The sequence below is a fragment of the Agrobacterium sp. BT-220-3 genome, from assembly GCF_025910175.1.
Lineage (GTDB): Bacteria > Pseudomonadota > Alphaproteobacteria > Rhizobiales > Rhizobiaceae > Agrobacterium > Agrobacterium oryzihabitans.
Genome location: NZ_JAPAIX010000003.1, coordinates 112,410 through 137,051 on the forward strand (window position 1 = coordinate 112,410; position 24,642 = coordinate 137,051).

21 protein-coding genes and 1 other RNA gene are annotated in these 24,642 nt (G+C 60.0%); 3 read left to right on the forward strand and 19 right to left on the reverse strand.

Annotated elements, in window-relative coordinates:
• Positions 1–397 precede the first annotated feature (397 nt).
• Positions 398–1,702 carry an MFS transporter gene (locus OK142_RS10940; RefSeq protein ID WP_498682717.1) on the forward strand — a complete coding sequence of 435 codons (1,305 nt, stop codon included), beginning with the start codon at positions 398–400 and terminating at the stop codon, positions 1,700–1,702.
• 75 nt (positions 1,703–1,777) lie between these two features.
• On the opposite strand, the gene OK142_RS10945 is transcribed toward OK142_RS10940, so the two are convergent.
• The 19 genes from OK142_RS10945 to OK142_RS11035 form a co-directional block, all read right to left on the reverse strand.
• A complete protein-coding gene (locus OK142_RS10945; RefSeq protein WP_082182646.1) occupies positions 1,778–2,581 on the reverse strand; it encodes a GGDEF domain-containing protein in 804 nt (267 codons plus the stop codon).
• A 153-nt stretch (positions 2,582–2,734) separates the two neighbouring features.
• Entirely contained in the window at positions 2,735–3,700 is a 966-nt protein-coding gene (gene murB / locus OK142_RS10950) for a UDP-N-acetylmuramate dehydrogenase (RefSeq protein WP_035242231.1), read from the reverse strand.
• A complete protein-coding gene (gene murC / locus OK142_RS10955; RefSeq protein ID WP_498682719.1) occupies positions 3,697–5,112 on the reverse strand; it encodes a UDP-N-acetylmuramate--L-alanine ligase in 1,416 nt (471 codons plus the stop codon). The genes murB and murC overlap by 4 nt, the downstream gene beginning before the upstream one ends.
• Positions 5,109–6,245 (reverse strand): undecaprenyldiphospho-muramoylpentapeptide beta-N-acetylglucosaminyltransferase, encoded by a 1,137-nt coding sequence (gene murG, locus OK142_RS10960; protein WP_035220466.1) that lies wholly within the window; start codon positions 6,243–6,245, stop codon positions 5,109–5,111. Before murG ends, murC begins: the two co-directional genes overlap by 4 nt.
• A gap of 6 nt (positions 6,246–6,251) precedes the next feature.
• Complete coding sequence (gene ftsW / locus OK142_RS10965) at positions 6,252–7,406, reverse strand: putative lipid II flippase FtsW (protein ID WP_003494886.1); 1,155 nt, start codon at positions 7,404–7,406, stop codon at positions 6,252–6,254.
• Positions 7,407–7,411: 5 nt separating this feature from the next.
• Positions 7,412–8,821: a UDP-N-acetylmuramoyl-L-alanine--D-glutamate ligase gene (gene murD / locus OK142_RS10970; RefSeq protein ID WP_498682723.1), complete on the reverse strand. Its 1,410-nt coding sequence runs from the start codon at positions 8,819–8,821 to the stop codon at positions 7,412–7,414.
• A 3-nt stretch (positions 8,822–8,824) separates the two neighbouring features.
• Positions 8,825–9,925, reverse strand: a complete 1,101-nt coding sequence (mraY, locus tag OK142_RS10975; RefSeq protein WP_003494882.1) for a phospho-N-acetylmuramoyl-pentapeptide-transferase — start codon at positions 9,923–9,925, stop codon at positions 8,825–8,827.
• A gap of 23 nt (positions 9,926–9,948) precedes the next feature.
• Complete coding sequence (locus tag OK142_RS10980; RefSeq protein WP_035242228.1) at positions 9,949–11,382, reverse strand: UDP-N-acetylmuramoylalanyl-D-glutamyl-2,6-diaminopimelate--D-alanyl-D-alanine ligase; 1,434 nt, start codon at positions 11,380–11,382, stop codon at positions 9,949–9,951.
• Positions 11,379–12,848, reverse strand: a complete 1,470-nt coding sequence (locus OK142_RS10985) for a UDP-N-acetylmuramoyl-L-alanyl-D-glutamate--2,6-diaminopimelate ligase (RefSeq protein WP_498682726.1) — start codon at positions 12,846–12,848, stop codon at positions 11,379–11,381. The genes OK142_RS10980 and OK142_RS10985 overlap by 4 nt, the downstream gene beginning before the upstream one ends.
• A 59-nt stretch (positions 12,849–12,907) precedes the next feature.
• Positions 12,908–14,650 (reverse strand): peptidoglycan D,D-transpeptidase FtsI family protein, encoded by a 1,743-nt coding sequence (locus OK142_RS10990; protein WP_498682728.1) that lies wholly within the window; start codon positions 14,648–14,650, stop codon positions 12,908–12,910.
• Positions 14,650–15,204: a cell division protein FtsL gene (gene ftsL / locus OK142_RS10995; RefSeq protein WP_035220451.1), complete on the reverse strand. Its 555-nt coding sequence runs from the start codon at positions 15,202–15,204 to the stop codon at positions 14,650–14,652. Before ftsL ends, OK142_RS10990 begins: the two co-directional genes overlap by 1 nt.
• A 1-nt stretch (position 15,205) precedes the next feature.
• Positions 15,206–16,231: a 16S rRNA (cytosine(1402)-N(4))-methyltransferase RsmH gene (gene rsmH, locus OK142_RS11000; RefSeq protein WP_498682731.1), complete on the reverse strand. Its 1,026-nt coding sequence runs from the start codon at positions 16,229–16,231 to the stop codon at positions 15,206–15,208.
• 14 nt (positions 16,232–16,245) lie between these two features.
• The gene (mraZ, locus tag OK142_RS11005) at positions 16,246–16,686 is read right to left on the reverse strand and encodes a division/cell wall cluster transcriptional repressor MraZ (protein WP_080835188.1); all 441 of its coding nucleotides are present in this window, start codon (positions 16,684–16,686) and stop codon (positions 16,246–16,248) included.
• 399 nt (positions 16,687–17,085) lie between these two features.
• An RNA gene (gene rnpB / locus OK142_RS11010) (RNase P RNA component class A) lies at positions 17,086–17,487 on the reverse strand.
• Between the two features lie 56 nt (positions 17,488–17,543).
• Complete coding sequence (locus OK142_RS11015; protein WP_498682732.1) at positions 17,544–18,734, reverse strand: NAD(P)/FAD-dependent oxidoreductase; 1,191 nt, start codon at positions 18,732–18,734, stop codon at positions 17,544–17,546.
• Between the two features lie 59 nt (positions 18,735–18,793).
• Positions 18,794–19,981, reverse strand: coding sequence for an FAD-dependent oxidoreductase (locus OK142_RS11020; RefSeq protein WP_498682734.1), 1,188 nt, complete (start codon positions 19,979–19,981; stop codon positions 18,794–18,796).
• A gap of 124 nt (positions 19,982–20,105) precedes the next feature.
• Positions 20,106–20,645 carry a lytic transglycosylase domain-containing protein gene (locus OK142_RS11025; protein WP_498682735.1) on the reverse strand — a complete coding sequence of 180 codons (540 nt, stop codon included), beginning with the start codon at positions 20,643–20,645 and terminating at the stop codon, positions 20,106–20,108.
• A 248-nt stretch (positions 20,646–20,893) separates the two neighbouring features.
• Positions 20,894–21,661 (reverse strand): N-acetylmuramoyl-L-alanine amidase, encoded by a 768-nt coding sequence (locus tag OK142_RS11030; protein ID WP_035220426.1) that lies wholly within the window; start codon positions 21,659–21,661, stop codon positions 20,894–20,896.
• Positions 21,658–22,398 (reverse strand): J domain-containing protein, encoded by a 741-nt coding sequence (locus OK142_RS11035; protein ID WP_003494861.1) that lies wholly within the window; start codon positions 22,396–22,398, stop codon positions 21,658–21,660. The genes OK142_RS11030 and OK142_RS11035 overlap by 4 nt, the downstream gene beginning before the upstream one ends.
• Before the next feature lie 317 nt (positions 22,399–22,715).
• Here OK142_RS11035 and OK142_RS11040 point away from each other — a divergent pair, with 317 nt between their 5' ends.
• On the forward strand, positions 22,716–23,927 hold the full coding sequence (locus OK142_RS11040; RefSeq protein ID WP_003494859.1) for a pyrophosphate--fructose-6-phosphate 1-phosphotransferase: 1,212 nt from the start codon (positions 22,716–22,718) through the stop codon (positions 23,925–23,927).
• Between the two features lie 51 nt (positions 23,928–23,978).
• Positions 23,979–24,614, forward strand: a complete 636-nt coding sequence (locus OK142_RS11045; protein ID WP_082182656.1) for a LysE family translocator — start codon at positions 23,979–23,981, stop codon at positions 24,612–24,614.
• Positions 24,615–24,642 lie beyond the last annotated feature (28 nt).

Consider the following 24,642-nt stretch of genomic DNA (forward strand, 5'->3'; position numbering starts at 1 on the left):
ACATGCCGAGTTCCGTTAAAGAATCAGCATCGATCCGGATTCCCTCCTTGGAATCAGAGAGTTGCACGGATTGCAACATGCAGCTTTTCAATGATCGGAAATAAAATGGCAGCACTGCGCCCGCTTTTACCCGATGAAGGCAAGACCGAAACGTTAACGGGAGGCGCTTTTCCCCAGCGAAAATAATCTGCCGTTTCAGCGTTTTAAAACGATGGCCTGAATCAGTCTCTCAATCGCCGGATCGCGCTTCAGGAAGGCACAACAGCAACTGTCGCATTCATAGATCACATTATTTGCAATATTTCTTTTTTAGCATTCCATAGGAACAAAAATTGCGTTAACGCAGTCATCGCCTCCCAAGGCACTACATTCCACTCCTCTGAAATGGAACCAAACCATGACTGACGCGATATCTTCGGTATCGTCGACAGCTGGCAATTCGAACGTTGTAAAGACAAATTCGCCTGCACGAGTTCTCACTGCCAGCCTGGTCGGCACGACCATCGAGTTTTTCGATTTCTACGTTTATGCCACGGCCGCAGTGCTCGTGTTCCCGGCATTGTTCTTCCCGAACAACGATCCGATGACGGCGCTTCTGGCCTCCTTCGCCACCTTCTCCATCGCCTTTTTTGCCCGTCCGCTCGGCGCGGTCGTCTTTGGCCATTATGGCGACCGTGTCGGCCGCAAGACCACGCTTGTCGCAGCCCTTCTGACGATGGGCGTGTCGACGGTCGTGATCGGCCTTCTGCCGACCTACGAGACGGCAGGCGTTCTGGCGCCGCTGTTCCTGGCGCTTTGCCGCTTCGGTCAGGGCTTCGGCCTTGGCGGCGAATGGGGCGGTGCAGTTCTTCTCGCTACGGAAAACGCTCCTCCCGGCAAACGCAGCTGGTACGGCATGTTCCCGCAGCTCGGCGCACCTGTCGGCCTGTTCCTCTCCTCGGGCGTCTTCTGGATCCTCCTGCACTTCATGTCGCAGGAAGCCCTTTTGAGCTGGGGCTGGCGCATTCCCTTCGTCGCCTCGATCATCCTGATCGCAGTCGGTATGTGGGTTCGCCTGTCGATCACCGAAACGCCCGACTTCCAGAAGGCTATCGAAAAGGAAGAGCGTGTGGCCGTGCCGGTCGCGGAACTGTTCCGCAACCACAAGCGCAGCCTCGTGCTCGGCACTTTCGTGGCGCTGGCCACCTTCGTTCTGTTCTATATCGGCACTGCCTATCTGCTTTCCTACAACGTCAAGGTTCTGAAAATTCCGTTCCTCGACGCACTGGAAGTGCAGATCCTCGGCTCCATCGTCTTCGGTATCTTCATCCCGATCGCCGGCAAGCTCGCCGAGAAATTCGGCCGTCGTGAGATCCTGATCCTGACGACGGTGCTGATCGGCCTGTTCTCCTTCCTGCTGCCCAGCCTGATGACTGGCGGCGAGGGCTCGATCTTCATCTTCGCGGCCCTTGCCATGACGCTGATGGGCATGACCTACGGTCTGATCGGAACGGCGCTCGCCGCGCCCTTCCCGACCCGCGTGCGTTACACCGGCTCGTCCATCACCTTCAACATGGCCGGCATCTTCGGCGCATCGCTGGCGCCCTACATCGCCACATGGCTGCAGGTGAATTACGGCATGGGATATGTTGGTTATTACCTCTGCGTCTCCGCCATCATCACGCTGGCGTGCATCCTGCTTTCCCGCAAGGACGAAGTCTGAACCAAATAAAATCTCGACAGCAAAAGGCCCGCGAAACACCTGTTTCGCGGGCCTTTTGCATTTCGATATCAAAACCTAGGCAACGGTCTGGCGGCTGACTTTATGGCCCGCAAGACAGACGCGATTGCGCCCTGTTCGTTTCGCTTCGTAAAGCGCCGTATCGGCATTGTGCAATACCCTCTCGAAAATCTCCCAGTTTTCCCGGAAAGCCACTCCAATCGAGACCGTGGTATTGATCCGCATGCCCTGGAAATCCACAGCCGAGGCAGCAATCCTTGCACGTACCCTTTCGCACTCTTCCAGAAAGTACTGCGGAGCAAGCGCCTGCACCACGACAAATTCTTCACCACCCAACCGCGCGACATGCGCGGTTTCGTCGAAGCTATCGCGTATGATGGTGGCGACACTGGAAATAACCATGTCGCCGGCCAGATGACCGTACCTGTCATTCACCGACTTGAAATGGTCGATATCGAAGAACGCGACGCAGTATTGCGTATCGAGATTGACGCAATTGGCGTAAAGTCCCAGCCTGTTGTTGAGACCGGTCAGGGCGTCGGTGTGGCTGAGATGCAGAAACCGCTCATGCGACTGGGCAAGGAGCTTCACCTCACGGGCATTGAGCCAGCAGACCAGCAAGGTTATCGAAAATGCGGTCGTCACCGTCAGGGTCACGCCGAGCATCAGCCCGTTCACAAGATCGGTCACCAGCCCGAACTTCGACAGAATGAACAGCCCCGCCATATCGATGATGACAGCAATAGCGGTAACCAGAACGGCGACACGCAGCGCAAAGTCGAGCGGTTCCAGCCGCTGGCGGCCTTCAGGCGTCGCAACCGAAAAACTTATGCTTTGGATCAGTTTATGCCAGAGACCCAACTTAACCCCCAACGGGTTTGGATGTCGCGTGAGTTAAAATCGCCTAAAATACCAAAAAATCTGGAGAATGAACCCAGCTATTCTTGTCGCCTGACAATAAAACATAAGTGTTGACCGGGCGTTACGATAAACACCCGGCCGGAAAAGCAAACATCAGCTCCCTAGAAACGGCTCCACCTCACGGCCCGGCATGAAAAGCCCCAGCCGCTTGATTTCCCACTCCAGCCGGATGCCCGACTTCTCGAACACCCGCTTGCGGATGGTCTCACCAAGATATTCCAGATCATAACCGGTCGCATGGCCGGTATTGATCATGAAATTGCAGTGCAGCGACGACATTTGCGCGCCGCCAATGACCAGACCACGGCCACCGGCCTCGTCGATCAATTCCCAGGCGGAATGACCTTCGGGGTTCTTGAAGGTCGATCCGCCGGTCTGTTCACGGATCGGCTGAACGGTTTCGCGGTGATGGCGCACGGCATCCATATCCGCGCGGATCTTCGCACGGTCTTCGGGATAACCCTCAAACAGCGCGCCGGTGAAAATCAGGCCCGCATCCGCGCCGGAATGGCGATAGCTGTAACCCATGTCGGCATTGGAAAGCACATGCTGGTTGCCCTGACGGTCGACCGCATAGACCTCCACGACACGCTCGCGCGTCTCGCCACCATTGGCGCCCGCATTCATGCGCAGCGCACCGCCGATGGAGCCGGGAATGCCGTAATAGAAATGGAAGCCGCCGATGCCATTATCCATGGCCATGGCCGCAATATGCTTGTCCGGGCAGATCGCGCCCGCCTTGATGCGGTTCTCACCGGCAAGCTCCACCTGGCCAAAACCCTTGGCGGAGAGGCGAACGACGACGCCGGGAATGCCGCCATCGCGCACCAGAAGGTTCGAGCCGACGCCGACCACGGTCAACGGCACGTCTTCCGGCAGAATTTTCAGGAAGGTAATCAGATCGTCGGCATCGTGCGGCTGGAACATCACCTCCGCAAGACCGCCGGCTCTGAACCACGTCACGCGGTCCATGGGCGCATCCGGTGTCAGACGTCCCCGCAATTCATTTACCCCGTCGCCGAGCCTCCCCAGCAATTTAACCCCATCGACCTGTCTCATTCAGACTTTCCTGATATGCTCTTCAATTCCGAAGGCAGCGCTGCCGCCCATTGCGTGATATTCCCAGCCCCCAAGAGAACCACGAAATCACCCGGATTCGCAATGCCTGCAACCACCGAGGCGAGATCTTCCCGTTTTTCGAGAAAACGGGCGTCGCGGTGGCCGGCGGCCTTGATGGCCGAAACCAGCGCTTCCGAACTCGCGCCTTCGATCGGATCTTCGCCCGCAGCATAGACGGGAGCAAGGATAATCGTGTCGGCATCGTTAAAACAATGCGCGAAATCATCAAACAGGCTGGAAAGCCGGCTGTAGCGGTGCGGCTGGTGCACGGCGACGATGCGGCCCTTGCAGGCTTCGCGCGCCGCCGCCAGCACGGCCTTGATCTCGACCGGATGGTGGCCGTAATCATCGAAGACCTGTACGCCGTTGGCTTCGCCCGTCAGCGTGAAGCGGCGCTTGACGCCGGCAAAGGAGGCAAGCCCCTTCTTGATGTCGGCTTCCGAAATGCCGAGACGATTGGCGACCGCAATCGCGGCCGTCGCATTCGACACATTGTGGCGGCCGGGCATCGGCAGGACGAGGTCCTTGAAGGAGAATATCTTGCCGGTGCGGCGGCGGCGGATCTCCACGTCGAAGATCGACCGCGTGCCGTCGATGCGCACATTCGAAAAACGCACGTCGGCCTGGGGGTTCTCGCCATAGGTGATGACCTTGCGGTCCTCGATCCGGCCGACCAGTGCCTGCACTTCCGGGTGGTCGAGGCACATGACGCCAAAACCGTAGAACGGCACATTCTCGACAAACTGGCGGAAAGCGGCGCGCACGGCATCGAAATTGCCGTAATGGTCCAGATGCTCGGGATCGATATTGGTGATGACGGCCACATCGGCCGGCAGCTTCAGGAAGGTGCCGTCGGATTCATCGGCCTCGACCACCATCCACTCGCCCTCGCCCATCCGGGCATTGGTGCCGTAGGCGTTGATGATGCCGCCATTGATGACGGTCGGGTCAAGATTGCCGGCTTCCAGCAGCGTCGCGACCATGGAGGTGGTCGTGGTCTTGCCGTGGGTGCCGCCGATGGCGATGGCATTGCGGAAACGCATCAGCTCGGCCAGCATTTCGGCACGGCGAACGATCGGCAGGTGTTTTTCCCGCGCGGCGATGAGTTCCGGATTGCTCTTCTTGATGGCGGTGGAAACCACCACGACCTCGGCATCACCGATATTATCCGCCGTATGGCCGACAAAAACCTCGATACCCTTTTCGCGCAGGCGCTGCACATTGGCGCTATCGGCCTGATCCGACCCCTGAACGCGATGGCCGAGATTGTGAAGCACTTCGGCAATGCCGCTCATGCCGATCCCGCCTATGCCGATGAAATGGACAAGGCCTATGGCTTTCGGCATCTTCATGCCCCAACTCCTTCATTCTTCTTCTTGAATTCCTGTACGGACTGGCCGGAAGCAATCGCTTCTACCAGATCGGCCAGCACATCCGCCGCATGCGGTTTGCCGGTGGCCTTTGCCGCTGCCGCCGTCGCGCTCAAACGGTCAGGCTCGGAAAGCGCCGAGGACAGAAGGCTGGAAAGCTTCTGCGGCGATAGTTCGGCCTGCTTGATGACGCTTGCGCCGCCCGCTGCTGAAAGCGCTGCGGCATTGGCGGCCTGATCGTGATCGAGCGCATGCGGATAGGGCACAAGGATCGACGGACGGCCGATCACTGACAGTTCCGACACCGTCGAAGCGCCGGAACGGCTGATGACCAGATCGGCCTCGCCAATACGTGAGGCCATATCGCCGAAGAAGGGCGAAACATCCGCTTTCACGCCGAGCTTCTGATAGGAGGCGATCACGCTGTCCTTGTCTTCGGGGCGAGCCTGCTGAGTGACGACGATGCGCTTGCGTTGCTCGTTCTTCAACAGGCAGATCGCTGCCGGCACGGCGCTGGAAAAGAATTGCGCGCCCTGGCTGCCGCCGAAAACGACGAGCTGGAACGGTTCATCCGTCTGCGAGGGCGTATAGGGTATCTCCGACGCAGCCAGCACCGCCGGGCGAACGGGATTGCCGGTGGCCACCGTCTTGTCGGAATATTGGCCGTTGGCGGGCGGCAGGAAACCGCCGGCGATTGCTTTCACCCGGCCGGCCAGCGCCTTGTTGGCGCGGCCCATAACCGCATTCTGCTCGTGAATGATCGACGGCACGCCAAGCCCGGTCGATGCCAGAAGCGGCGGCACGGTGGGATAACCACCGAAGCCGACAACCGCAACCGGCTTCAGCTTCGTGACCAGCCGGCGGGCTGAACGCAGCCCTGTCCATAGTTTCCACAGCGAACGCGCCACGGAAATCGGGTTCTTCGAACCGATCGTGGCAGACGGCACCACATGAATTTCATCCGCCGGGAACTTGCCGGCATAACGCTCGGCGCGGCTGTCGGTGACGAGATGCACCTGATAACCGCGCTCCTTCAGCGTATGCGCCAGGGCCTCGGCTGGAAAGACATGGCCGCCGGTTCCCCCGGCGGCAAGAAGAACAATACCCTTGCTCATGATACTTTACTCCGCGGGAACGCCGGAACCGACGCGGAAGAAACTCCGCTCCTGCGCCCGCTTTTCGGGTCTGTGGCGTGTCAGCGCCAAAAGGAAGCCGGCGGTCACGCAGATCGCCATCATCGACGAACCGCCATAGGAAATCAGCGGCAGCGTCATACCCTTGGCGGGCATCAGTTCCAGATTGACGCCGATATTGATCATCGACTGCATGCCGATCTGCAAAACGAGGCCGGCCACGGCAAAGCGGCAGAAGTCGTCCTTTTCCTTGAAGGCGTGCGAAAGGCCGCGCAGCACGATGAAGGCGAAGATCGCCACCAGGAACATGCAGAAGACGATGCCGAATTCTTCCGCCGCCACCGAGAAGATGAAGTCGGTATGGCTGTCGGGAATGATACGCTTGACGATACCCTCGCCCGGTCCCCGACCAAACCAGTCGCCGCGAATGATCGCCTCGCGCGCCGTATCCACCTGGAACGTATCGCCTTCGCCCGTCCAGAAACGGTCGATACGCCCGGCAACGTGCGGCAGCAGCAGATAGGCGGAGATGATGCCGCCGACGCCGAGACCGCCGAGCATGATGATCCAGAACCACGGCACGCCGGCCATGAAGAACATGCCGCCCCAGACCACGGAGGTGAGGATCGTCTGACCAAAGTCCGGCTGGGCGATGAGCAGTGCGGCCACGATACCGAAGGTGATGATGGCGAAGAGATTGCCGGGAATTTCAGGATGACGCGCCCGTTCGGCGAAAAGCCATGCGCAGACGATCACGAAGGCCGGCTTCATGAATTCCGATGGCTGGATGGAAAAGGTCCCGATGGAAATCCAGCGCCGCGCACCCTTGACCTCGATGCCGAAGAATAGCGCGAAGATCATCATCAGCAGCGAAGCAATCAGCATGATGACCGCCACGCGCCGCACCTGACGCGGCGACAGGAAGGACAGGCCGACCATGATCGCCAGCGACGGCACCATGAACATCGCCTGACGCTCGACGAAGAAGAAGCTGTTGAGACCGATACGCTCGGCAACCGCCGGTGACGCCGCAAAGGACAGCATCAGTCCGATGCCCATCAATGCGATGAACGCCGCCAGAAAGAAACGGTCGATGGTCCAGAACCATTCCGCGACCGGACCGCGATCAACTCGGCTTACCATGGCCTTCAGCCCCCTTTTCCAGAGTCAACCAGCATCGTCACGCCATCGAGCGCCGCAACCTGCGCGACGAACGAATCACCTCTGATTTCAAAGTTCTTATATTGATCGAAGCTTGCGCAAGCCGGGGATAACATCACGATATTGCCGGCCGTCGCATCTTTTTCCGCATCCGCGGCCGCATGCTGGATGGCTTTGTCCAGCGTACCGGATATTTCATAAGGCACGGCCTCGCCCAGCGTCGCCGCAAATTCGGCTGCCGCTTCGCCGATCAGATAGGCTTTGGCGATGCGCGAAAAGAGCGGCGAAAGGCTGGTGATGCCGCCCGCTTTTGGCAGGCCGCCGGCGATCCAGTAGATGCGGTCGAAGCTTGAAAGCGCCGGTGCAGCAGCATCGGCATTGGTGGCCTTGCTGTCGTTGACGAAGGTGACGTTGCCACGCCGTCCGACGGGCTGCATGCGATGCTTGAGGCCGGGGAAAGATTTGAGCCCGGCCCGAATGTCATCTTCGGAAACACCGACCGCAAGGCAGGCGGCGATTGCCGCCGCCGCGTTCTGGGCATTGTGGCTGCCGCGAAGCGTCTGGATGCCATCGAGATCGACCAACAGCGAGGACTTACCGCCATGCGCCCGCAGGATACGGCTGCCTTCGGCATAAAGACCTTCGGAAACGACGTTGCGCTTGGAAATGCGCTCCACCTTCACGCCGGCACGCTCGATACGGTCGGCGATCAATGTCGAATGGCTGTCATCGACACCGACAATTGCCGTGCCGCTGCCCGCCACCAGCCTCTCCTTGACGTCGGCATAATGTTGCATCGTGCCATGCCGGTCGAGATGATCGGGCGTCAGGTTAAGAAGAATTCCGGCGGTCGGATTGATCGTCGGCGCGAGATCGATCTGGTAGGACGAGCACTCGACCACGTAGAAACGTTGCGCCTTCGGCGGATCGAGGCTCAGCACCGCCGTTCCGATATTGCCGCCCAGCTGCGTATCGCGGCCGGATGCCTTGAGAATATGCGCGATCAGCGCCGTCGTCGTGGACTTGCCGTTGGTGCCGGTAATGGCGATGAAAGGGCAATCCGGCGCATGAGCACGGCGCTCACGGATGAAAAGCTCGATATCGCCGATGATCTCGACACCCGCTGCCTTCGCAAGATCCACCGACCAGTGCGGTTTCGGATGCGTCAAGGGCACGCCGGGCGCCAGCACGAAGGAGGAAAAGGAGGGCCAGTCTATCGTCCGCAGGTCCGCCGTCGTAATGCCTTCGGCTTCAGCCTTGGCGACGCTATCGGGATTGTCGTCGAAGGCGACAACCTCCGCCCCACCCGCGACCAGTGCGCGGGCGGTGACGAGACCCGAACCGCCAAGCCCGAAAAGCGCGACCTTCTTACCTCTGAACGACGTGACCGGGATCATCGCTCACCTCAGCTTCAGGGTGGCGAGGCCGAGCAGCGCGAGGCCAACGGAGATGATCCAGAAACGGATCACCACCTGGCTTTCCGTCCAGCCCTTTTTCTCGAAATGGTGGTGGATCGGCGCCATCAGGAACACACGCCTGCCGGTGCGCTTGAACCAGAAGACCTGGATGATGACCGACAGCGTTTCCATGACGAAGAGACCGCCGACGATGACCATGACGATCTCGTGCTTGGTGGCGACAGCGATGGAGCCGATGAGGCCGCCAAGCGCCAGCGAACCCGTATCGCCCATGAAGATGGCGGCGGGCGGCGCGTTGAACCACAGGAAGCCGAGGCCCGCGCCAATGACCGCGCCGACAATGACGGCGAGTTCACCCGTACCGGGCACGAAGTTGATCTGCAGGTAATTGGCGAAAACCGCGTTACCGGCAAGATAGGCGATCACCCCGAAGGTAGCAGCCGCGATCATAACGGGCACGATGGCGAGACCATCGAGACCATCCGTCAGGTTCACGGCATTACCCGCGCCAACGATGACAAAAGCACCGAAGAGCACAAAGAAATAACCGAGATTGATCACGAATTCCTTGAAGAACGGAAACGCGATGGAGCTGCCGAGCGTGCCGCCATGCGGCGCGGAAGCGAGCGCCATCTTCATCATGAAGAACACGGCAATCGCCGCGATCAGGAATTCGATGCCAAGACGCGCCTTGCCGGAAAAGCCCTTGTCGCTCTGCTTCGTTACCTTCAGGTAATCATCGTAAAAGCCGATGGCTCCGAAACCGAGTGTCACCATCAGCACGGCAACGACATAGACGTTCGACAGGTCACCCCACAGCAGCGAGCCGCCGAGAATGCCGGCAAGGATCATGAGGCCACCCATGGTCGGCGTGCCGGCCTTCTTGAAATGGGTCTGCGGCCCGTCGGCGCGGATCGGCTGGCCCTTGCCCTGGCGCACGCGCAACGAGTTGATGATCGCCGGTCCAAACAGGAAAACGATCAACGCAGAGGTGAACATCGCCGCACCCGCCCGGAAGGTGATGTAGCGGAAGAGGTTGAAGACTTGAACTTTATCCGACAGTTCGACGAGCCAGATCAGCATAATTGCCCTTTCAAAAGGCTATTTCAGACTTGGCGTTCCGTCTCGGGGAATGCCGGATACTTGTCAAGCAGGGCGGCGACAATCTTGCCGAAACCGAGGCCAAGTGACGATTTTACCATCAGCGCGTCTCCCGGTTGCACCCATTGCAGGGCAAAATCGGTGAGTTCCGCCGTCGTCGGGAACCAGATGACGGTGACACTGTCCGGCAGCGCATCGCGCAGCGCCGCCATCGCCTCCCCCGCCAGCCAGACATGCTCGATGCCGGCCGCAAGCAGCGGCCCGGCCAGCTCTTCATGCAGCTGCGCGGAAAATTCGCCCATCTCAAGCATGTCGCCAAGAACGGCAACGCGCCGGCCGTGGCCCTGCGTTTCCGTTTCCGCCAGCACGGCAATCGCCGCGCGCATGGAGGCCGGGTTGGCGTTGTAGCTTTCATCGATCAGCAGGAAAGATCCGCTTTCAATCGTCAGGCGGTGACGCTGGCCGCGTCCTTTCACCGCCTCGAGCGTTCCAAGCGCCTCGAAGGCCCGGTCGAGATTGGCGCCGGTGATGGCAACCGCACCGAGCACCGCCATGGCGTTGTCGGCAATGTGGCGGCCGGGAACGTTGAGATGCAATTCGCTGGTCTCGCCGTTCAGGATCGCCCAGATGGTCGACCCTGTCGGCGTGCTCTCGAAATCGGCAAGCCGGAAATCGGCCTTGGCGTGCTGCCCGAAGGTCAGGATGTGCTCTATACCCTGCTCCTGCGCCGCCTCTTCAAGCTGCTCGAACTGGGCATTGTCACGGTTGAGGATGACCGAACCGCCCTCCTCCAGTCCTTCGAATATCTCCGCCTTGGCGCTCGCGATCTCTTCAATATTCTTGAAATTGCCGAGATGGGCCGGTGCGATCGTCGTGATGATCGCCACATGCGGCCGCACCATCTTGACCAGCGGGCGAATTTCGCCGGAATGGTTCATGCCGATTTCGAACACGCCGAATTCGGTGTCGGCTGGCATGCGCGCCAGCGTCAACGGCACACCCCAATGGTTGTTGAAGGAGGCAACCGCCGCATGCACCCGGCCCGAAGGGGCCAAAGCCTGCCGCAACATTTCCTTCGTCGTCGTCTTGCCGACCGACCCCGTGACCGCGATGATCCGGGCCGACGTTCTCTCGCGTGCGGCGATGGCAAGTTTGCCGAGTGCGGCCAGAACATCTTCCACGACGATCATCGGAACGGTCAGGCGGCCAAGAGCCGGCAGCTTGCCTTCAGCCACGACCAGAAGACTGGCCCCGTTCGCGACGGCAAAACTCGCATAGTCATGGCCGTCGACCCGGTCGCCCTTGATGGCGAAAAAGGCCTCGCCGGCTTTGACAGTCCGGCTGTCGATGGAAATGCCGGTGATTCCGGTCGACAGGTTGCCCACGGGGCGTCCTGCCGTAATGGCGATCATGTCGGCGACTGTCCATAACCAGCTCAAATCTTCAATCCTTCCAGCCCTGCGAGTGCCGCGCGCACCTGTTCATGATCGGAAAACGGCAGCGTCACGGAACCGACGATCTGCCCCTCTTCATGCCCCTTGCCCGCGACGATGAGCGTATCGCCGTTGGAAAGCAGCGATACCGCATGGCGGATCGCCTCTGCCCTGTCGCCGATCTCCAATGCACCCGGTGCCGCCACTATCACCTCGGAACGGATCGTTGCGGCATCTTCCGAGCGCGGATTGTCGTCGGTGACGATGACGATGTCGGAAAGGCGCGTCGCCACCTCGCCCATGATCGGGCGTTTGCCCTTGTCACGGTCGCCGCCGCAACCGAACACGGTGATGATGCGGCCGGAGGTGAAAGGCCTGACCGAGGTGAGCACATTTTCCAGTGCATCCGGCTTATGGGCATAGTCGACATAGGCAAGCGCGCCGTTTTTCGTCTGGCCGACAAGCTCCAGACGGCCGGCAGCGCCGATCAGCTTTTCGAGCGCCTTCATTGCTGTGGCAGCGGGAACGCCGGTGGACATGGCAAGACCGGCGGCAACCAGGGCATTGGCCACCTGAAAATCGCCGGCGAGCGGAATGTCGACTTCGTGGATCACGCCGTCATGATGCACTTCGATCATCTGCCTGTGACGGAAATGCTCCACCCGCTTCAGCGTCAGATAGTCGCCCTTGCGGCCAACGGTGCGCACATTGAGGCCAGCATCTGCGGCAGCGCGGATGGCCTTATACGACCACGGGTCGTCGGCAAAAATCACAGCCGGCGCACCCTTTTCCATCAGCGTGTCGAACAGCCGCATCTTCGCGGCCATATAGTCCTCGACGGTCGGATGATAATCCATGTGGTCGCGGCCGAGATTGGTGAAACCGGCCGCTGCAAGCTTCACGCCGTCGAGGCGGCGCTGATCGAGGCCGTGGCTCGAAGCCTCCATGGCCGCATGGGTCACGCCTTCGGCCGCAAGCTCGGCCAGAAGCGCATGCAGCGTTACCGGATCGGGTGTCGTCAGTGCGCCATAATCTTCGCGGCCGGGTGCAATCACGCCCGTCGTGCCGATCTGTGCTGCGGCATGGCCCGCGAAAGCCCAGATTTGCCGTACGAAGGAGGCAACGGAGGTCTTTCCCGCCGTGCCGGTAACGGCAACCATGGTCTCGGGCTGTTTTCCGTAAAAACGGGAAGCGGCAAGGGAGAGATAAAGGCGCGGGTCAGTAACCGAAAGCACCGGCACATCGGCGTCCACCGCATGTCCGGAAACCACGGCAACCGCACCCCTGGCAACCGCGTCCTCCACATAGGCTGCGCCATCCGCCTTGGTTCCCGCAACCGCCACGAACAGGCTGCCGGGCTGCGCCCTGCGGCTGTCTGCGGTTATCCCCCCGATTTCGATCGCCCCGATCTCAGACAGGAGCAATTCATTCAATTCCGGAAACGCGTTTCCGGATATATCTCGCAAATTCATCGACTGTGTCCGTCTTGTCCCCCCGGCGCGAATCGCCGGAACATCATAAGCTCTAACAATCAATAAGACACGAGCAAGGCCGAGCCATCCTTGCCGAACTTCGGCTTCACGCCCAGCACCGCCGCCGTGCGGGTGATGATATCGTGCACCATCGGCGCCGCAGACGTACCAGCAAGAGCCGCACCATTACCCTTGTCCGTCTTCGGTTCGTCAATGAAGGTCAGCACCACATATTGCGGGTCGTCGATCGGGAAGGCCGACAGGAAGGCGTTGAAGTTCTTGTCACGCACATAACGGCCGTTGACGACCTTGTCCGCCGTGCCGGTCTTGCCGCCGACGTTGAAACCATCGACACGCGCATTACGGCCGGAGCCATTGACCCCGTTCCATTCGAACAGGAAGCGCATATCCTTACTTGTGGTGGGCTTCAGAACCTGCTTGGCCACCAGATCCGCCTGCTCGCGGGTGCGTGGCAGGAAGGTCGGCTCGATCAGCTTGCCGCCATTGACAAGCGCCGCACCGGCAACCGCCGTCTGCAGCGGTGTCGTCGAAACGCCGTGACCGAAGGAAATGGTGATGGAGTTGATCTTCTTCCATTCGCGCGGCTGCGACGGTAGTGCAACTTCGGGCAGTTCCGTCTGCATGCGGGTCAGAAGCCCGAGCTTCGTCAGAAACTCCTTGTGGCCTTCGGTGCCTACCGTATCGGCGATCTTGGCGGTACCGATGTTGGACGAATACTGGAAGATTTCCGGCACCGACAGAACGCGGTTCTTGCCGTGGAAATCCTTGATGGTGAAACCGCCGATCCGGATCGGATAACGGGCATCGAAACTGTCGCTCAGACGCACGCGGCCCGAATCGAGGCCCATGGCAATTGTGAAGGACTTGAAGGTGGAGCCCATTTCGAACGTGCCGTTCGACATGCGGTTGAGCCAGCCCTCTTTCGCACCCTCGGCCGGATTGTTCGGATCGTAATCCGGAACCGAGGCCATGGCGAGAATTTCACCGGTATGCACATCCATCACCACGGCGCCGGCGCCGATCGCCTGGAATTTGGCGATCGCTGAGGTCACGACTTCGCGCACGATGGACTGCACACGCAGATCGATCGAAAGCTTCACCGGCTCAAGCGGCTGGTCGCTGGTCATGCCCAGCGCCGTGAGATCGGCAAGCCCCTGACTGTCGACGTAACGCTCCATGCCGGCAACGCCGCGATTGTCGATGTTGACGTGACCGACAATATGGGCCGCTGTCGGCCCACCGGGATAAAAGCGCCGCTTTTCCGGGCGGAAACCGACGCCGGGAATGCCAAGCGCCAGAATCTGGCTCTGCTGTTTCGGTGTCAGCTGGCGGCGCAGCCACTGGAAGCGCGAATTGGAGGAAAGCTTCTGATAGGTGGCGCGCTGATCGAGGTCGGGCAGCACGGTGCGCAGTTTTTCGATGGCTTCGTCAATATCAACGATGCGATGCGGCTCAGCAAACAGCGAAACGGTGCGAATATCGGTGGCCAGAACCTCGCCGTTACGGTCGAGAAGGTCCGGGCGCGATGCCATCAGCCGGTCTGCGGGCGCGATGCTCGAAACCGTTTCCTGTTCAGCCATGCCATATTGTACGAGACGCCCGCCGACGACGCCATAAAAGGCGACGAAACCGAAGATGATGAGGCCGACCCGGCTTTTCGCCTGGGCCGCCCTTTTCTTGCGCGCGCCCTCAAAGGCGGCATGATCCGTATAGACACCGGTGGTGCTGGCGGAAAAGTGAGCCTTGCTCTTCAAAACCATGACACGGGAGAGAAAAGACATCAGCGGTTCACCGATCCTGTTATCGTGTCATCCATATCGTCGGCTTCATCGCCCGCGACGGCGGAGACGGCTGGAGCCGCTGGGGGACGGGAAACACGCGCCCTGGGTGTCGGTATCGGCGCACCATTGGCGGCGATCTGGCCGGCCGGCGGCGATTTCGGCTTGGATGCTCCACCAAGCGTGGCGCCCGGCTTCGACCCGTTGACAGCCGCAGCGATGACGTCCTCCACGCTCATGCCTTCCGGCTCGGGCGGCTGCGGCAACTGCGACCGCAGCATCGGAAGCTCGCGCGGCTGCGCCAGTTGCGTGGGCATCGTCGGCGAAAGGCCGAGCTCATTCTGATAGGCATTGACGAGACGATGGAGGCGGTTGGGCTGCGTCAGCAGCGCCCAGTCGGCCCGCAGAAGATCGATCGTGTCCTTCTCGAGCTTGATTTCAGCCTCGAGCTTGCGGACCTCTTCCAGCTTCAGATCGGCCTTGTGCTTGATCGAATAGGTCACGACAGCCGCCGCGACCATGACCCCCACCAAGACGATATCGAATGTACGCAGCATATCAGCCTCCCATCTTTTCAAGGCTGGCGAGATCAGGAAGCTCGAAAATCGAAAAATCCGCAGCACGCGCCGGCGCTGAGGTCCGCAGACCGGCGCGCAGCTTGGCTGAACGGGCACGCGGATTGAGGTCCGCCTCCTCGTCACTGGCAGCGATCATCGGCTTGCCGATAGTGTCGAAAATGGCGGGCCTGTCTTCCACCATCGGCAGGTGCCGGGAACCGGCGGCTTTACCCGACCGATCGGCGAAAAATTTCTTGACGATACGGTCTTCGAGCGAATGGAACGTGACGACGACAAGCCGGCCGCCGGGTTTCAAGGCCTGCTCGGCAGCGAACAGGGCCTGCGCCAGCTCACCCAGTTCGTCATTGACGAAAACGCGAAGGGCCTGAAACACGCGGGTTGCGGGATGGATCTTGTCCTTCGCCTTGCGCGGCGTGACGATCTCGATCAGGCCTGCCAGATCGCGCGTGGTGCGGAAAGGCTCTTCCGCCCTTTTCTTCTCGATGGCGCGGGCGATGCGGCCCGGCTGTTTTTCCTCACCGAGAAAGCCGAAGATGCGGATGAGATCGCCGACCTTGGCGCGATTGACGACATCCGCCGCCGAAACGCCCGAACTCGACATACGCATGTCGAGAGGGCCGTTCTTCTGGAAGGAAAAACCGCGTTCGGCCTCGTCGATCTGCATGGAGGAGACGCCAATATCGAGAACAACACCGTCAAGGCCACCTTGCGGCGCGTGTTTGGCCAGATCGGAAAATTGCGACTGAATAAGCGAAAGCCTGCCGCCATTGGCGGCCACCATGGCCTGACCGCCGGCAATCGCTGTCGGATCGCGGTCAAGCGCGATCACGCTCGCGCCCTGGTCAAGAATGGCCTGGGTATAGCCGCCGGCCCCGAAGGTGCCGTCAAGAATGATCTTTCCGGATGCGGGCTCAAGCGCGGCGATCACTTCGCGAAGAAGAACCGGGATGTGGCGTTGAGGTCCGCCACCGGCATCAGAAGATCGTCCGCCAGAATTCGCCGCCATCCCGTGTCCCCGTCCTATGCGGGGCGAGCAGCCGAAAAACCGCGCCCCGCTCTTGCTTCCGCCTGCGCCGCCAAAAACGCATTCGGTTGCCAAAGCTGAAAATGATCCGCCCGTCCAACGAAGGTGACGTCGGTGGATATGCCGGTAAATTCCCGCACGAAATCCGTCACCATCAACCGACCTTCCTGGTCGAGCTTCATGAAAACGCCGCCGCCGTGAACCAGCAGCGACATTGCGTTCGCCTCCGGCGAGAAGGCATCCATGGACGCTATCTGCCGCTCGTAGCGCTCCAGCAAATCCGGACCGCCGACGCTGATTGCCGGAAACGCGAAATCCTGAAGGCAATAAAGCTCCTGAATGCCGCGCCTGGCCAGCACCGAACGAAACGGAGACGGAACCGAAACGCGCCCCTTGGCGTCGATCCTGTTCGTCACGTTCGATAAAAAGCGGTCCATTACTCAACTCGCCAAAACCGCACTCTGCAAAGCGAAACATCCGCCCTGCAGACAACACCGGTACGCACGACACATCGCCAAGCGCCAGGGCGACATGCCCTGCAGCAGCCCCTCGCAGGCTCCTCACTCGTTTCAGCGATTGCGGGTCAAAAACACGACCCAATATGGTGTGCATTTGGGATACCATGGGACACTATGGGCGTCAATGGGAGAAGCCCGCACGATGCCGACTTCGCATCGGAAATTCATAAGCCGTTAAGTTTAACGAATGGTTTACTTCACACAGCATGATGCTTTTTCACCGCACGGGAAGGCACGGTGAGACTGCGGTTTTTCTGTTTTAAAACAATGAAATGATTGCACGATACCGTGGCACCCGCCTACGGATCGGAAGGAAAATTCGCCAGTTGGCCTGTAAGCCGGGTTCTGTATGGCCCCGGTTTGACCCGGAACGTGGCAGCCATTCATCTGGGACGGCATTTGCATGCCGCCTCTCGCAACCCACCCGGATGACGGGCCCGGAAACCGGCTGTAAACGGGCTTTCGCCCGTTCCATGTCATCCCTATTCGGTCTTGCTCCCGGTGGGGTTTACCTTGCCGCCACTGTCACCAGCGGCGCGGTGGGCTCTTACCCCACCCTTTCACCCTTACCATGCAAAGCATGGCGGTTTGCTCTCTGTGGCACTTTCCCTGGGGTCGCCCCCGCCGGACGTTATCCGGCACCGTATTTCCGTGGAGCCCGGACTTTCCTCACCTTACCGTCTTTCGACATTGGTAAAGCGCGGCTGCCCGGCCAACTGGCTTGGGCTGCATAACCATGTTCCGGGGCGAAAGCCACCGAAAAGCGCAGGCAAGGATCAAAGAAATGCCGGTTTGAAATCCGTGGCATAGGCTTCGTCGCCAATTTCTCCATCAAGCAGCAGCGCGGCACCCAGCCGCCCGATCTCGTCGGAACTCTTGGCCGCCGTGCCGTTGCCACCGGTCAGAACCGCAATGCGCGGTGACGTCGTAAAGCCGATGGCCGGATAACCGCCCGGCGTTTTGGAAACCACGCAGGCAGCCATAGAAATGCGCGAGCGGTCGATGGACGGCACCAAAGTCGCGACGATGTCCGAGAGATGGTCACGCGCGCTTTCGCGCCCGCCGGAGCGGAACCATGCGCGGATCTCGGGATCGCTGCCGACGAGCTTGTCGTCGGGATCGCCGCCGATCTTCAGGTAGAACTTGCCGTCGGGATACCGCACGGGCGGCAGCAGATAGATATGTTTCGTCGTGTCGTGAGGCTCATAGATCAGCGACGGCATGCCCGCATATTGCTCCAGATCCGCTTCATCGATCTCGAAGAAAGCGACAGTGCGCGCATACACATTGAGAGCAACCGGCTGCGGCAGAAGATCCTTCGTGATCGAAAAACCGCCAGCCGCGACCAGCACCCGGTCCGCCGCGTAGACCGCACCCGAGGCCGTCTCCACTATTGCCCTGCCAGCCTCTTCCCGCGTCGATACGACGATATCGTCGATGAGCGTGACACCGGCTTTGTTCGCCAGAATGCTCTGCGCCTTCACCAGCGCGCGCGGATTGACGTAACCCGCATTGTCCTTTTCGAACACGCCCTCGCTGCCCGGCTCGAAGGAGAAATAGGGAAAGTCATTTCTCAGGCTCTCGTCATTCATGAGCTCCGTGGAGACGCCAAGCCGTTCCGCAGCCTTGAGGACATTGTCGATAAAGGGATTGTCGCCTCCCCGTTCCGGCCCGACGATCAGGCAGCCGACAGGCGCGTAAAACTCCACTCCGCTCCTTGCCGTTATATCGGCGTAGCGTGCAATCGAGCGATTGGCGAGCAGGGCCCAATCGGCATCGCTGTCGATGGTGCGGGTAATACGCGCTTCGTCGTAGTGGCTGGCGAAAACGCCCTGATGCGATTTGATGTCGGCAGGCTCACCGGGGCCGATCAGCGCGACACCATCCACCTTTTCCGCCAGATGACGGGCGGCGGCGGCACCCATCATGCCGCGACCGACGACGATATATTTGAAATGCCCCGACATGCCGCCCTCTTCATCCGCTCTGTTCAGTCGCAACCTTGTAGCGGCTCCACAGAAGGATGTCAGATAAAAACCGGCGACATTTCGGCGGCAAAATCATTCTCGGTCAGCTGGCCGTCCAGAAGCAGCACCGCACCCAGCCGTCCGATCTCGTCCGACGATTTGGCGGAAACGAAATTGCCGCCGGTCAGCACCGCAATATTGGAGGATTGCGTATAGCCGATATAGGGATAGCCGCTGCGGGTGATGGAGGCGACGCAGGAGCCCGATGTCACCGGGCAACCCGCAAGTTCCGGCATCAACGACAGCGCCCGCTTTTTCAGGAACTCGACCTCGCCGGGTGTGCCGTCCGAATGGAACCAGTCGATAGCCTCGGCAAGCGTTTCGAGTCTGCCCTTTTCGCTTTCGCCGCCGATCTTAAGATAGACCTTGCCGTCGGGGTAACGCACGGGCGGAAGAATATAGACGATATCGTCCTCAGTCTCCGCCAGCACGATGGTCGAGGGCATGGCGCTGAAAAGAGCCTGCCTTGCGTCATCAAGCTCGAAAAAGGCAATGGTGCGGCCCGTCGCCGCCATATCGACCGGCGACGGCAGAAGATCGGCCATGTTGGTGAAACCGCCCGCTGCGACGATGACCTTTTCAGCTGTGTGCACGGCCCCTTCCCGGGTCGAAACCTCCACACCGTTGGAGGTATCGCGAATATGCGCCGCCGTCTCGCGCACCAGCCGCGCGCCCTGCGCCGCGGCAACGGTGCATTGCGCCTTCACCAGGGCGCGTGGATTGACGTGCCCGGCATTGCGCGCCTCGAAATAACCGTTGTGATCGGCAGGCAGGGAAAACATCGGGAAGCGGCCGACAAGCCCGTCGCTGCCGATCGTTTCCACGCCGAGATCAAGACGGCCCGCTGAGGAAAGCGCGCGCGACACATAGTCTCCGGCAAGCCCCTTGCCGTTTCCGGTAAACAGGCAGCCCGCTTCGGTGAAGAAACGAATGCCGCTTTTTGCCTCGATCTCCGCATAGCGCCGGATGGAGCGTTGCGCCAATTCCGCCCAGACGGGATCGCCGTCCAAACCACGGGTGATGCGCGCTTCATCGTAGTGGCTTGAAAACACGCCGGTATGGGTTTTGCGATCGGCGGGTTCGTCCGGTCCGATCAGCGCCACGCCATCCGTTTGCGCCGAAAGGTGCCGCGCCGCCGCCGCACCCATCATTCCAGCCCCGACGACGATATATTTGAAATCCGGCATGCCATGCTCCGTATCAGATTTATTCCTGACTACAGCATGCGGGCATGAACCGGAATCGATTTCCGCAGGTACGAACCATGTGGCGCGCGAATCTGAAAGATTGCGGCGAGCTTTGGCAAAGACCTCAGCTGGCCAGAAGCGCCTGCACCTTGCCGCAATAACGCTTGGACACCGGGTTCATCCGCGTGGCGCCATGGCCGGCATTGTAACGCAGGATCGTGCTGCAAACCTCGCCGCCGCCAAGCTGATGGGCGGTCGCCAGATATTGCATGCCCCAGCGAATATTGGTCTCGGGATCATAAAGAGCCTTGGTCGTGCCGCGAAAGCCCATCATGCGCGCCGTTGCCGGCTTGATCTGCATCAGCCCGACCTCGCCTGCGCTGCCGCGGGCCCGGGGATTGAACTTGCTTTCCACCGAAACGACCGCATGCGCCAGATTGGTGGGAACGCCGTAACGCTTGGCATATTTGACGATCAGATCGGAATAATCATTCTTGAGCGACGAAGGCAGACTCTTTTCCGGAATGGGATAACCGGGTTTGCGGAAGAAGGTCTCCAGCGTCACGGTCTTGGTCTTGACGTCCTCGTCTTTGGCAAAAGCAATCCCCGCCTGCGAAACGAGCATAGCAACGCCCGCTGCGACAGCAACAAAAACTCTGTTCATATGCTGAAAAAGTCTCCAGATCGGATAACCGGAACAATGAAACGATACAAATGTCCAGCGCGTGGAAAGTCGATCACGACCTTCCACAGTCCAGTCTCCTTGATTGATATTGACGGTAAGTTCCCCTGAAGAACAGCACCGCGTCCAGTGCCGTTCTTAGACTTCCTCAATGCGGATTAACTGTGGCACATCAAAAAAAGCGACTTGAACACCCCCGAAAACGGGGAACTATTTTCCAGAATTCGCGTTTAAGCGGCCGAAAATTTCGGCAGGCTGGCAATCAGTCGATGCAGCGTGTCAATCGTGGAGAAATCCGCTATGCCATCCACCAGCGCCGGGCGGAAATGCCGCTGGAAGGCAGCGACCGCACCCTCCGTCTTCTCGCAATAAGCGCCTGTTATTTCAACGCCGTATCCGTATATGGAAAGCATCGATTGCAACGCCTCAACCGGCTGGCCATGGTCGCCGCGCTGGAAAAAGCGTCCGCCGCGTATCGGCGCGGGTTCAACCCAATGGCCGACACCGTGCTGCGACAGGATGTCCCACGGGAATTTTTCACCCGGATCGACCTTGCGGATAGGGGCCACATCCGAATGCGCAAGCACCCTTTCAGGGGCGATATTCCAGCGCTGGCCGCAATCGCGACACAATTCGATGACGGCGGCCACCTGTTTTTCCGGAAATTCCGGCAGGCCGCCGGGATGCCCCTGATTGGCGATTTCGATGCCGATGGAGCGGGAATTGATGTCTTCATCGCCCGCCCAGGTGCTTTTGCCCGCATGCCAGGCGCGGCGGGTTTCAGGAACCATCTGAATGACGCGCCCGTCCTCGAAGACGAAGTAATGGCTGGAAACCTGGCTTTCGGGATTGCAGAGCCACGAAAGCGCGCCATCGGCGGTCGTCATGCCGGTATAATGCAGGAGAATGATATCCGGGCCTGCCACGCCCTGTCTTTCGCCATGGTTGGGCGAAGGCGCAACGGCTGCGCCCTTGAAGTCCGGCAGAAATTCACTCATGCGACGCGGCGTTCTTTCTCGATGGCCGCATAGGCGGCATTGAGAGCCGCCATACGCTCATTCGCGGCGGCATGCAATTCCATCGGCACACCGCGTGCGATGAGCTTGTCCGGATGGTGTTCGGCAACCAGCGAACGGTAACGCTTGCGAATATCCAGAAAGTCGTCCGAGGGCGAAACGCCGAGCACGCGGTAGGGATCGCGCCCATCCATGTGAACGTGTCGCGCCATGATCGTTTCGAAGTGATCTTCGGTGATATGGAAGATTTCCGCGATACGGCCGAGGAAAGCCAGTTCCCGCTCGTGGATCAACCCGTCAGCCTTGGCGATGTGGAACAGACCGTCAATGACGCTTTCCAGCATCTCGCAATTGTCATGGCCGGAACCGCAAAGACCGGCAAGACGCTCGGCATAGGCCTCAAAACCGGCAACGTCCTGACGCGCAAGGTTATAAAGACGGGCGACATTTCTCGCTTCTTCTTCGGGAAAATCGAAAATCTGCCGGAAGGCGCGAACCTCGGCATCGTTGACGACACCATCGGCCTTGGCCATCTTGGCGGACAGCGCGATGATCGCAACCGAAAAGGAAACCTTGCGGCGGGTTTCCGGATCTCCCTCGAACAGCGTGCGGATTGCTTCCACCACGCGCCCGAGCGCACCGCCTGCCGCGTCGCCGATTGCGCCGAGCAGCCGCTCCCACAGGGATGAAATTTGCAGACAGGCGAAATCGAACATCATGCAGCAAGCATGACGGGATATTGCCGCGAATGCAATATGCCCGGCAACGCTGCGGCATTAACTTTTATTCATCTTTGCGACAGTTTTGCTTCAGGAACAAGAGCGCGGCAACCGACACGACTGCAGTTTTCCACAGGCTGCGCGAACACGGGACAGACGATACGGATTGAAACGATTATATTCGGACTCCTTCCTCAAGCCGCTGAAAAACCGCGAGAAATCGGCGTTTTTCTTGATAAATTCACTTTACACCTACACGTGGCTGTCGCATCCATTTGCCAGACATGTCTTTGAATATACGCAAAAGGAGAGCCACGATGGCCAAACAGAAAGTCGCAATGCTGACCGCGGGTGGCCTTGCGCCCTGTCTCTCTTCCGCCGTTGGCGGCCTGATCGAACGCTACAGCGACATTGCGCCTGAGATCGACATCGTGGCCTATCGCTCCGGTTACCAGGGCGTGCTTCTGGGTGACCGCATCGAGATCACCAAGGACATGCGTGAAAAGGCCCCGCTGCTGCACCGTTACGGCGGATCGCCGATCGGCAACAGCCGCGTCAAGCTCACCAATGCCGCCGATTGCGCCAAGCGCGGACTGGTGAAAGAGGGTGACAACCCGCTGCGCGTCGCCGCCGAACGGCTGGCCGCAGACGGCATCACCATTCTCCACACCATCGGTGGCGATGACACCAACACGACGGCCGCCGACCTTGCCGCCTATCTCGGCGCGAACGGCTATGACCTGACCGTCGTCGGCCTGCCGAAGACGGTGGACAATGACGTCGTACCGATCAAGCAGTCGCTGGGCGCCTGGACCGCCGCCGAAGTCGGCGCTTCCTTCTTCGACAATGTCAGCAACGAACAGAGCGCTGCCCCGAAGACCTTTGTCATCCACGAAGTCATGGGCCGTCACTGCGGCTGGCTGACGGCCGCGACCGCGCGCGCCTATATCCAGAAGACCAGCGGCAATGAATATGTCGAAGGCCTGATGATGAACACGCAGATGAAGAATATCGACGGCATCTACCTGCCGGAAATGGCCTTCGACATCGAGGCGGAAGCCGAGCGCCTGAAGGCCATCATGGACAGGCACGGTTATGTCACGCTGTTCGTTTCCGAAGGTGCTGGCCTCGATTCCATCGTTGCCGAGCGTGAAGCCTCCGGCGAGGCCGTCAAGCGCGATGCCTTCGGGCATGTGAAGATCGACACCATCAATGTCGGCGGCTGGTTCCAGAAGCAGTTTGCCGGCCTCATTGGCGCCGAACGCTCCATGGTGCAGAAGTCTGGCTATTTCGCCCGCTCCGCGCCCGCCAATGGCGACGATCTGCGCCTCATCCAGGGCATGGTCGATCTCGCCGTCGAAAGCGCGCTCAACAAGGTCTCGGGCGTCACCGGCCATGACGAAGATCAGAACGGCAAATTGCGGACCATCGAGTTTCCGCGTATCAAGGGCGGAAAGCATTTCGACCTTTCTGCAAAATGGTTTACCGAAGTGATGGAACACGTCGGTCAACCGTTCACAGCGGCCTAATTTTACGATAGGCTAATTAATGCGGTGACAGGGAGGGCAAGGAGGAAGAGAATGTCTGGACAGGCCTGGCTGATTTTTTGTGCAGCATGTGCCGTTGTGTTCGCACTTCCCTCTCCCCTTGTATTCTCCGTGGCTTCCTATGCCGGCATTCGCGGCAGGAAAACGGTCTTCGCCTCCGTCAGCGGCGGAGCGCTCGGTATTGTCACGGCCATGACGATTTCGGCCATTCCGGTGGCCGGGCTCACCTATTTGCCGCAATCCTTCGTGGAGATCGTTCAATGGGCCGGCCTTGGCTGGCTCATGCTGTTCCTGCTCTGGACCTTTGCCACGCCCGCAGCCCAGGCGGCCAATGCGGATAACGACAATCTGCCGGGCAAGTCCTGGAGCGGCATTTTCCGCGACTGCTACGCCATGGCCGCGTTGCGCCCGCGCTATTTCGCGTTCTTCCTGGCGCTGTTACCGCAGTTTGTTTCCGCCTCCGGCAATGCCATCGAAACATTCGCCACGGCTCAGGCCGCAATCATGCTGGTGGCGCTTGCCGTTCTCACCCTGCAGGCGCTGTTTTTCAGCTCCACGCTTTCGCTGGTGCGCCGCATGTCCGGCAACAAAAAAATCCGGCCGAAATACCGCACCCACTTCATTTCCGGCCGCGCCGTCAGCGCCGGCTACAGGCGCATCGCGGCCTGAAAAACCGCCTGAAAGCCGGGGAGCCACG